The sequence below is a fragment of the Arthrobacter sp. 2RAF6 genome (genome assembly GCF_052115205.1).
Taxonomy (GTDB): domain Bacteria; phylum Actinomycetota; class Actinomycetes; order Actinomycetales; family Micrococcaceae; genus Arthrobacter.
Map to the genome: position 1 here is coordinate 1 of NZ_JBFRGF010000073.1, position 8766 is coordinate 8766.

The 8766-nt window shown below is 59.6% G+C and carries 12 protein-coding genes; 10 read left to right on the forward strand and 2 right to left on the reverse strand.

What is annotated here, in order from left to right; all coding sequences use genetic code 11:
• The 5 genes from AB4Z38_RS25275 to AB4Z38_RS25295 form a co-directional block, all read left to right on the forward strand.
• Positions 1–1313, forward strand: a 1313-nt coding sequence (locus AB4Z38_RS25275; RefSeq protein WP_441432263.1) for a hypothetical protein, incomplete at its 5' end; no start/stop codon positions are given.
• Positions 1314–1401: 88 nt separating this feature from the next.
• On the forward strand, positions 1402–1653 hold the full coding sequence (locus AB4Z38_RS25280) for a hypothetical protein (RefSeq protein WP_441432264.1): 252 nt from the start codon (positions 1402–1404) through the stop codon (positions 1651–1653).
• Positions 1650–1880 carry a hypothetical protein gene (locus AB4Z38_RS25285; RefSeq protein WP_441432265.1) on the forward strand — a complete coding sequence of 77 codons (231 nt, stop codon included), beginning with the start codon at positions 1650–1652 and terminating at the stop codon, positions 1878–1880. Before AB4Z38_RS25280 ends, AB4Z38_RS25285 begins: the two co-directional genes overlap by 4 nt.
• A complete protein-coding gene (locus AB4Z38_RS25290; RefSeq protein ID WP_441432266.1) occupies positions 1880–2893 on the forward strand; it encodes a hypothetical protein in 1014 nt (337 codons plus the stop codon). The genes AB4Z38_RS25285 and AB4Z38_RS25290 overlap by 1 nt, the downstream gene beginning before the upstream one ends.
• A complete protein-coding gene (locus AB4Z38_RS25295) occupies positions 2880–3161 on the forward strand; it encodes a helix-turn-helix domain-containing protein (protein ID WP_441432267.1) in 282 nt (93 codons plus the stop codon). The genes AB4Z38_RS25290 and AB4Z38_RS25295 overlap by 14 nt, the downstream gene beginning before the upstream one ends.
• Positions 3162–3264: 103 nt before the next feature.
• Here the strand turns inward: AB4Z38_RS25295 and AB4Z38_RS25300 are convergent, their stop codons facing one another.
• On the reverse strand, positions 3265–3558 hold the full coding sequence (locus AB4Z38_RS25300; RefSeq protein ID WP_441432268.1) for a hypothetical protein: 294 nt from the start codon (positions 3556–3558) through the stop codon (positions 3265–3267).
• Between the two features lie 78 nt (positions 3559–3636).
• Between AB4Z38_RS25300 and AB4Z38_RS25305 the strand changes: the two genes are divergently transcribed.
• Entirely contained in the window at positions 3637–4551 is a 915-nt protein-coding gene (locus AB4Z38_RS25305; protein WP_441432269.1) for a hypothetical protein, read from the forward strand.
• 152 nt (positions 4552–4703) lie between these two features.
• On the opposite strand, the gene AB4Z38_RS25310 is transcribed toward AB4Z38_RS25305, so the two are convergent.
• Complete coding sequence (locus tag AB4Z38_RS25310; RefSeq protein WP_441432270.1) at positions 4704–5267, reverse strand: hypothetical protein; 564 nt, start codon at positions 5265–5267, stop codon at positions 4704–4706.
• Between the two features lie 880 nt (positions 5268–6147).
• On the opposite strand from AB4Z38_RS25310, the gene AB4Z38_RS25315 reads away from it, so the two are divergent.
• From AB4Z38_RS25315 to AB4Z38_RS25330, 4 genes are all read left to right on the forward strand, one after another.
• Positions 6148–6471, forward strand: a complete 324-nt coding sequence (locus AB4Z38_RS25315; protein WP_441432271.1) for a hypothetical protein — start codon at positions 6148–6150, stop codon at positions 6469–6471.
• 1172 nt (positions 6472–7643) lie between these two features.
• Positions 7644–7787, forward strand: a complete 144-nt coding sequence (locus tag AB4Z38_RS25320; protein ID WP_441432272.1) for a hypothetical protein — start codon at positions 7644–7646, stop codon at positions 7785–7787.
• Between the two features lie 103 nt (positions 7788–7890).
• Entirely contained in the window at positions 7891–8046 is a 156-nt protein-coding gene (locus AB4Z38_RS25325; RefSeq protein ID WP_441432273.1) for a hypothetical protein, read from the forward strand.
• Between the two features lie 117 nt (positions 8047–8163).
• Positions 8164–8766, forward strand: a 603-nt coding sequence (locus tag AB4Z38_RS25330) for a hypothetical protein (RefSeq protein ID WP_441432274.1), incomplete at its 3' end; no start/stop codon positions are given.

Consider the following 8766-nt stretch of genomic DNA (forward strand, 5'->3'; position numbering starts at 1 on the left):
CCGTCTCTGCTCACTTGAAGTGCAACCCTCAAGCCAACGGTTCCGGCACTCCGTACGCCGATACGATCGTGGCTCCCTGGTCGTATTACAAACCCACCTTTGGGCGCACCCAGCAATTCGACATCAAGTGCCCGTATGGCTACGTCATCGGCGCTATCGTCGGCCCTGCCGGTGGTGATCCTCTGCTCACTGCCTCCGGTCCCGGTGGTGGTCCCACAAAGGTCATGCGCTGGGGCACCCTGATCCAAAATGGAATGTCCGGTGACCCCAGGGGGGCTACGACTCACTACACTGTCTCGGCTGAGTGCATCAGTGATAACGGGCAGCTTGGCACTGTGACTGCTGCGACTGACGGTAATGCCGCCGTCCAGGGGGACAAGGGGGCTGTCAAGGTTCCGTCCTGTGCTGCTGCTGGTAAGGGCCACAACACCGGCAAGATGCATATCGACGCCTTCAACGATCTGGATGGCACGACCACCCGCGTATGGGAAACGAACGCTCCCACGGTCGATCCGAACGAACCGCTGTGTGATCCGACCAAGCCTGGCGCTGGCTGCAAGCTTGAAATTTCCATCGACGGCAAGCCCTGCACCATTGGAAACCTCGAGTGCGAACACTGGACCCAGGTCGATCAGGCAGACTCCACCCACACTCGCGTTTCCTGCAAACACGGACCCTATGCCGTCGCTCTCGCCGTCTGCGCACCGTTGGAAGGTGCCTATTATCCCGGTGGCAGGACCGCCACACAGGCTAATACCGACGGCGATCCCAACACGTCGGATAACACCGACTTCAAGGGCAGTCCACTGCCCAATAATCCCGCTCCGCAGACACTCCCCGGTACTGGAACTACCACCGGCACGACTCCCGCCCCCGGCGACGCTGGGCAGACAAGCCCGTCTGCGGATTCCAATTCGCAGGAGTGCTTCCCTACCGGCTGGGGCATGTTCAATCCCGTCGAATGGGTGCTGAAACCTTTGGGCTGTGCGTTCATCCCCAAGACCTCGCAACAGACAGCCCTGCAGACACGAATGCAAAACATCACCAATACCGCCGTCGCTTCTCCCCCGTTCTCCTGGGTTGCTGGTATCGGCATGAGCGCCCCTCATACGGCTGCTTGTCCAGACTGGAATATCGCTATAGCTGGCCACTCCTGGAACGTCGTGTGTGACTCGTCCTTTACGGCTGCTCTCAGAGGCTCCCGCGTGGCCATCTTCGCCATGATGGCTACCGCCATGGTCTGGCCGCTGATCCGTTCTATCTGGTACGCCTCCATACCATTTCTTCGTGTGGCTCCGGGGAATCACAAATGAGAACACTTGGGGCCGGTCGCCCCGGCTGCAACGGAACGGACGGACGCGCCAGCGGCCGGAGTACCGGCCTGACGGGGGGCCGGTCCTAATGGTCACAGATGCGATTTTTAACTGGATCCTCGACATGGTGCAGTGGCTCATGTCCCAAAACCACATGGCCGGTATGCCCGTTTCGCTGCTCGATTTCACATGGTTTGGAGACATGAACTACTTTCTCCCCGTTACCGAAATGTTCGGACTGTTCACAGCCTTCTTTGCTCTCGGCGGTCCCATGATCGGCGTCTCACTCATTGTCTGGATCGTCGTCGGTGTCCTGCGTGGGGGTGCCACGAAAGCATGAAAATTTTCCGCTTCCTGCTCCTGGTCCCGCTTGGCGTCCTCGTCCTGGCGCTTATCGGCTGGCTCCTTTTCGTCATGTCCGTCCTTCCCCCGCTCGTTTCCGGCGTCGCGTTCGGCCTCCTGGTCGTCGTTGCCGTCTGGTTCTTCTATGCCCGTAAACGCTCCCCGGTTATTGGCTCCGAAGCTTCGCTGATGCGCGGCCACCGCTCAAAAGATGGGTTGCTCTAATGTCTGTCGTCTCCGCTCTTATCTCCACCCTGAACCGTGGTCCGCTGCTCACCCCCGAGGCGACTGCTGTTAAGCGCCGCCGAGGGCTTCCCATCATGGGGTACATCGGTCCCAACGGCGCGGGAAAATCGTTGCTCGCCGCGCAGGACTCCATCCCGACACTGCGCGGCGTTCCCTGGTCCTGCGACAATCCGGACCACCTCCACACACGGCGCGGCCAAACTCACGGCGTCCGTAGGGTCCTCTCGACCATGCCTTTCGTCACGCCTTCCGGCGCACCGCATCCGCTCTATGTTCCGCTCACTGACTACTCGCAGATCATTTTCTGTGAACACGTCGATCTGATCCTTGACGAGGTCGGCGGCGCGGTTGCCTCCACGACTGGCGACGATATCCCCATTGGCGTCAAGGCATCTTTACAGGAACTTCGCCGTCGCGAGGTCGTCTGTCGCTGGACGGCCCCCAGTTGGTCGCGTGCTTCCAAGGTTCTTCGCGAGGTCTCCCAGGGTGTCACCCTCACCATGGGCTATTTTCCGGTCGCTCACAAAGACGGCGTTCCCTTCGACGGGCCACACGATATCGAAACCTTGTCGGTCGATTCCGAAACGCTCGTCTATGAAACCTGCGATATCGAGGGCGAACACCAACACGACACAGGACGGATTTGGGGCGCTCGACGGCTCATGTACGCCCGTACCTTCGATGCCAACGTTTTCGATGAATGGACCACGGCGAAACGCGAAAAAATTAAGCCCGTAGTTCGCACCCTGTTCTGGCGTCCCGGCTCCGCTGCCGAATCGGTCTACGACACACACGGCTACGTGGAAAAGCTTGGCCAGGTCACCGACTCGGGCCGCTGCGATCACTGCGGCGGTCGCCGTACTCCCCAGAAGTGCACTTGTGATTCCCCGGCCACGGTTCGCGGTGCCCGTCGTCGCGCTGCCGACGCTGCCGCCGTCGTCGATGGTGACACAGTTGAAATTGTTGCCGGTGGTGGGCATGTTCATGCTTGATACTGCTGTGAATCTGTGTAAAGTGCCTGACATGGGTATGGGACAATTCAAGGCTCCGAAGCTGGAACGCGACCAGGACAACGCGCGTAAAAGTCTCATTCTTCGCGGCTCCGAGTTGGATGATGCCCTCGATGCTGTCACCCGGTGCAAGGATCGGCTGCGTTCTGTCGTTGTCGCTGCGGCTGCCGTTGGCCTGACTGAGGTTGAAATTGCCCGTCTTGCCGGGATCTCCCGGCCTACTGTTCGTGACTGGCTGGGCAAAACGTAGCCAAAAAAAACCGGCCCATGTGCGGAAACACTGGGCCGGTCAGCACTTCCCAAACTCGCTCAAAAGTTTTTTTACTACAGGAAGGGTGCTTGCATTGACAAGCTTACCGGCAAAGGCGCACCGAAAGACAGTAGCTCGGCAGTCCCGTCGTCGCGCCCGGTACACTGCCCGTCGTTTCCAGGGGTTCCATTCCTCGCTTAAGCGGGTCCGCTACTGCGGTCGTGATGCCGTCAAGGGCCAGTCTGTCGTTATCAAGGCGTCCGGTGTCGGTGATGATCGTCTTGCCGGTGTCGGCAACGTGCAGCACTGCGGTTCCGTTTGGGCTTGCCCTGTCTGCTCCCACAAAATCAATGCCGTCCGCGCGCAGGACATAGCTGCTGCCGTCTCCGCGTGGCACACTCCCGCTTACGGTCCACAGCCTAAGAACGCCCCTGCTCCGCTTCCCTCGGGCCGTGTCATTTTCCTCACCCTGACTATGCGTCACCGTGCCGGGCAACGGCTCAACGACTTGTGGACGCGCGGGATCTCTGCTGGCTGGGGCAACGTAACCTCGGGCCGTGCCTGGAAAGACGAGCAAGAGAAATACGGCGTCCCGGTCAACCGTGTTATCAAAACCGGTAAACGCGCGGGGCAGGTCGAAAGAAGTCGCCGGATTGGCTTCGCTCGTGTCGTGGAAACCACCCAGGGCAAGAACGGCTGGCATGTCCACGTTCACGCGCTCCTGTTCGTCCATGGCGGTATTACCTCCGATCAGGCCATGAAGCTCGGGGATTCCATGTTTGGTCGGTGGCGGGACTCGCTCAAAGCTGCCGGGTTCGGTTCTCCCACGCTGAAACATGGCGTTGACGTTCGCTTGGTTGGCCCTGCCGATGAACACAAAGTCGCCGACTACTTTTCGAAGCAAACTTTCGGCGGTCGCGATAAGGCTGGCAAGCTCGGTTGGGAAGCTGCTGGCGGTCAAGGGAAGAATGGCCGTCTCGGGAACCGTACGCCCTTTCAGATTCTCGCTGATGCCATGGACGGCGGCGCTGTCGATGCTGACGGCGTGGTGTCCGAAGACATGGCGCTCTGGTGGGAATGGGAAGAAGCCAGCAAGGGCAAGCGGCAACTCACCTGGTCACCCTGGCTCCGTAAAGCTCTCAAACTCGGCGTAGAGCTGACCGACGAGGAAATTGCCGATGATGAACTTGCCGGGGATGTTGTCCTGGAACTGCGCGACGCGCAATGGAAAGCCGTTGAGCCTCGGGTCGAAGAGCTCCTGGAAGCTGTGGAGGCTGACGAGGATATGACGCTGGCGTTTGCGTGGCTACGGGAACATTGCCGCGTCGATGGTTACAAGCTCTATTCGCCCGGTGAGTTCTCCCGGTCCCTGGTCCTGGTCGCGGCCTGATGGGTGCGCCCTGGCCATTCGGTCAAGCCCGTTGGAATGCCCTTGCAGCGGCCCTGGCGGCTCCTGTACCGGACGATCTGCCCGACGACGCCCCAATGTCCCCCGAGGACGAGGAAAGGGCCTACGCTCTCGCGTCGGCCCCTTCCCAGGGATCACTTTTCTAAGACGTAGCGGGGATCTCCCCAGGTTGGCGTGCACTGCGGGTAAATCCACGTCCCAGGGTTGCTGCGGTGGTCCTTCTGCCCGCAGTACTTGCACGTCCTTGGCCTTAGTGGCTTGTCGTCGCTGACCAGAAAGTGTTTCGGGTTGTCCTGCTGCCACTCGTCTGCGCCCCAGCCGTGCGGGTTCGTGTAGTCGGGTAGCGGCTCGTAGATCGGCTTGGGGGCTGGTGCCGGCGCTTTCGGTTCAAGAAAAATTGACGGCGTAACCGAAGTGCCGGCCACGTGCTCGTCAACGAGTGTTGCCGCTTCCGGTGGCTTGTTCGCGTTCTCCTGCTCGGTCCACCGTGCCTCCGCTTCCAGTTGGGACTTCACGAATGGCCCGTACTTCTGCTGTGCGGCTTGTTTGGAAATCTCCAGGATTTCGCCGATTGCCGCCCAGCTGGTGCCGGATTTACGGGCGTCCAGGACTGCTAGCAGCACGAAACCCTGCGCGGCTTTCAGTTCGTCTGCGGCTTTTTGAAGGGATGCTGTGGCTTGGGCTGTGTTCTTCTCCATGTGTCAAGTTTACTTGACGTTGGGTCGGGCGTCAAGACTTATTGACGTTTTGTGGTGGTGATCGTCTCCGCCCCCGACTGTGGTAATCACCGCCAGAAGTCCAGCGGTAGCCCCCATGCCTTCTTTAGATCCCGGCCAGAAACTTTCCGGTTTCCGACAGGCGGTGGTGGATGCCCGGGGCCGGTGTCGTCCAGGCTGAAGAAAACCCGTTTCATTCTCTGCGGTGGGACTGCCGCGCTTCGGGCTTCAGCCCATGGGAGACTGACCAGTGCCCAGGCTTCCCCCCGGCTTGCCGACAAAACCGCGAAAATTTTCTGGATCCTCCAAAACTCCGGAAGTCGCAAGGCTCCCCGCTGCTGCTGGTGCCCTTCCCCCGGCGTCGGGACGCTCTGCCGCTGACCTTTTTATGCCGGTAGGCTTCCGTCCCTTCCCTGGCCACTCCGGACCCAGCCATGCGCCTGAGAGGACCCAGGCCCCAGGTACTGCTCCCCGCCCCTCTCGTGCTGGTATGCTCCTCTGGTTTCCCCTGCTTTTTCGGTTCCCTCCGCCCCCTGCTGGACCCTCTGCCGCTCTTCAGAGGGGCCGCGCAGCGGCCCCGGCTAGGTAACTTACGAATAGCTCTTCCACTGCCCTTCGGCAGGGCAGTAAACTGCCGTTGCTTTGGTGGGTCCGCTTGTACCTGACGACATGGCATTTAGTCCAGAGAAATTTTGTCGGGATTAGCACAGTTTTTCGGCAGGGTTACGCGGATAAACGCTTCGTTACCGAACCGTTATCGGAATTGTCACAGGGGCATTAAATCCATCGTTTAAGGTAAGTCTTGTTAGCCCAGAAACCAACTGGGTCCCGCTCTACCGGAAAACAAAAAAGAGGTAAAAAAATGGCATCAGTAGCTTTAGCCCGCGTCAGCGGTAGCGTTCTGGCCGTCTCTGCTCGCTCGGGCATTATCAAGAACGGGCCTCGCGCTGGCGAGGAATGGCGGATTGAATCCGCAAACGTTCTGGTTGCCGATCAGAACGTTACCGTTGTCCAACTCCCCCGCCGTGACTCCACCGGCACTTTTGAAAACCTCCGGACCCGCTCCGTCGATAAGGGCGACCAGGTTGACTACCTCGTTGAGGTTTCGATCTATGGTTCCGAGGTTCAGGCGCGCGTGCTGGATCTCTGGCCGGACGAGTCCGACGCTTCCGAGCTTGCCGCGTAACGTCCTCGCCTGTTAAGGCGGGGTCCGGTTACCAGCCGGACCCCTGACCCTGTTAGAACTCTACTTCTCGCAAGGCTAAGGACATGTTATGTCGTCAACCGCAGTAGTTGCCTCTCAAGTAGCTCAAGCTTCGCTCAATTCTCAAATCTCCTGCCGTCCCATTGTCGAACGGTTCGGCATTCTCGATGTTTATTCGGTCCAACACCGTCCCGGCTGCACGTGCGTTAGGGGACGGTGATGGACGAATATGTATTCTCTGCCTACTTCATTGCCGCCGTTATTGGCGGGTCCGCAGGGTATCTCATCGGAGGTATCCAGCGTGCAGTTCGCAATATCCGCGAGGTCAAACGCCAGCTTCGGGCTGAAACCACAGACAACCTCGTCCGATCCGTCGCCAACTCCCTCCCCTTCTTCGAGCGTGACGCCTTCGTCAACTCCTACAGCGACAGTTACCGTAACGGCTCCACCCTCGGGACCGACGACGGTAGTCCTCGACGGCGAGCAATTCACAGGGATAACAGTCGGTCTGGTGCTGTTACTTCTGTTGGCCGCCGCTCTGCTTGCGTCACAGATGAAACGTCCGTGACTCCATGACTGCCCAGGATCTTGTCTTTCCCGTCGTCGGCGGTATCGCCGGATTCCTGGCGTTCATGTCCCTTCCGCTCCTGGGGTTCGCGCTGCTCCACATGATCGGAAAGACAAACTAATGCTGCTCGATCACGTCAAGTCGCTTATGGCGTCGCCTGTGGTGTCCGTGGCTCTTGCCGTCTCCATCGGTGTCTCTTTGGTCCTGCTCTGGGGCGTGGCGTACCGGGGGCGGGATTGATGGATCTCGCCGCCTTCTTCGCCTCGCTCGTCTCCGTGTTCGGGTTCCTTGTCTACCTGTTGTTCGGCTCTGATAGCTGGCTCCCATGATCGGCCTCGATCAGCTTATGAGTGCTATTTCTCTCGGGCTGGCTGGCCTGTGCTTCCTCGGTTTCCTGCTCTCCCTCTGCGTGGCTGTTTGGTGGGTGCGTCGCCGGTGATCTGGGAAAACATGTCTCAACTTGGGTCGGCTTACGGGCTGGCCATAGGCGGCGGTTTGCTGCTCGGGGCCATGATCGCAATTTTCAACTCCTGGCGTGCGTAGCGCGTGCGGGTCACTACGGAATATTTGAAGGGGGGTGTATCCCATGGAAGCAGCTGTTAGTGCAGCCCTTGCCAGTGCTGTAGGTTCCGCAACCGGCGTTATCACGACGTCCATGCCCGTCGTTTTCGGCGTCGCTATCGCGTTCGTTGCATGGAACGTCGGCAAGCGCGTGCTGGGCAAGATCTAGAGTCCGTCAATCGGCGGATTCTTTAGCGGCGGGGGCCGGTGGTCAAAACCTTGCGAGTTTCCACCGGCGCCCAACCTGATCCCATTTTAGGGGGTGAATTCAAATGGTTCCTTTGGTTGCAGGTCCAGTAGATACAGCTATCAGCGGTGGTGTTGATGCCGCTCTGGCTGTTGTTGGAACGTCCATGCCCGTCGTTTTCGGCGTCGCTATCGCGTTCGTTGCGTGGAATATCGGCAAGCGCGTCCTCGGCAAGATCTGAGTTCGTACGGCGGGGCATGGTTCCGCGAACTGGCATACCCGATATTGCCGGTTCCACCCCAGGGAACCACGCCCCGCCATTGTCGCTTTAATTTCCCAACTTTGAGAGGGGGCACTGATGCTCCGTGTACGTCGACTCTTTCGCCGGATAGCCCGGCCATTCGCGTTCGCTGCCGTTGCGGGCATCGTGTCCGTTTCCCTGATTGTCACTACACCGTCCAACGCCCAGGCATTCGCTGACGGTGGCCTGATCTCCGCCCCTGTTATCGCCGGTGCTGTCGAGGCTGTTAGCGGCACCGTCGTCACAGCCGCGGTTGTCTCCAATCCCATCGGCTGGACCGTTGCCGCCGTCGTCGGCATCGGCATTGGCCTGTACGCCACAAAAGACTTCTGGATCCAGTTCAATCCCGGCCAACTGTTCGTGAACAACAATGGCATTACTAATCCCGGCCCTGGTGGCGTCGTTGATCCGCGCGTTTCCATTACCAGCTTCACCCAACTGGATAATGCCACCGTTCGCGTGGCCATCGCCACCACGGCTCCCCCGGCTGGCACGCCCGATACTTATTACACCGTCTCTGCTCACTTGAAGTGCAACCCTCAAGCCAACGGTTCCGGCACTCCGTACGCCGATACGATCGTGGCTCCCTGGTCGTATTACAAACCCACCTTTGGGCGCACCCAGCAATTCGACATCAAGTGCCCGTATGGCTACGTCATC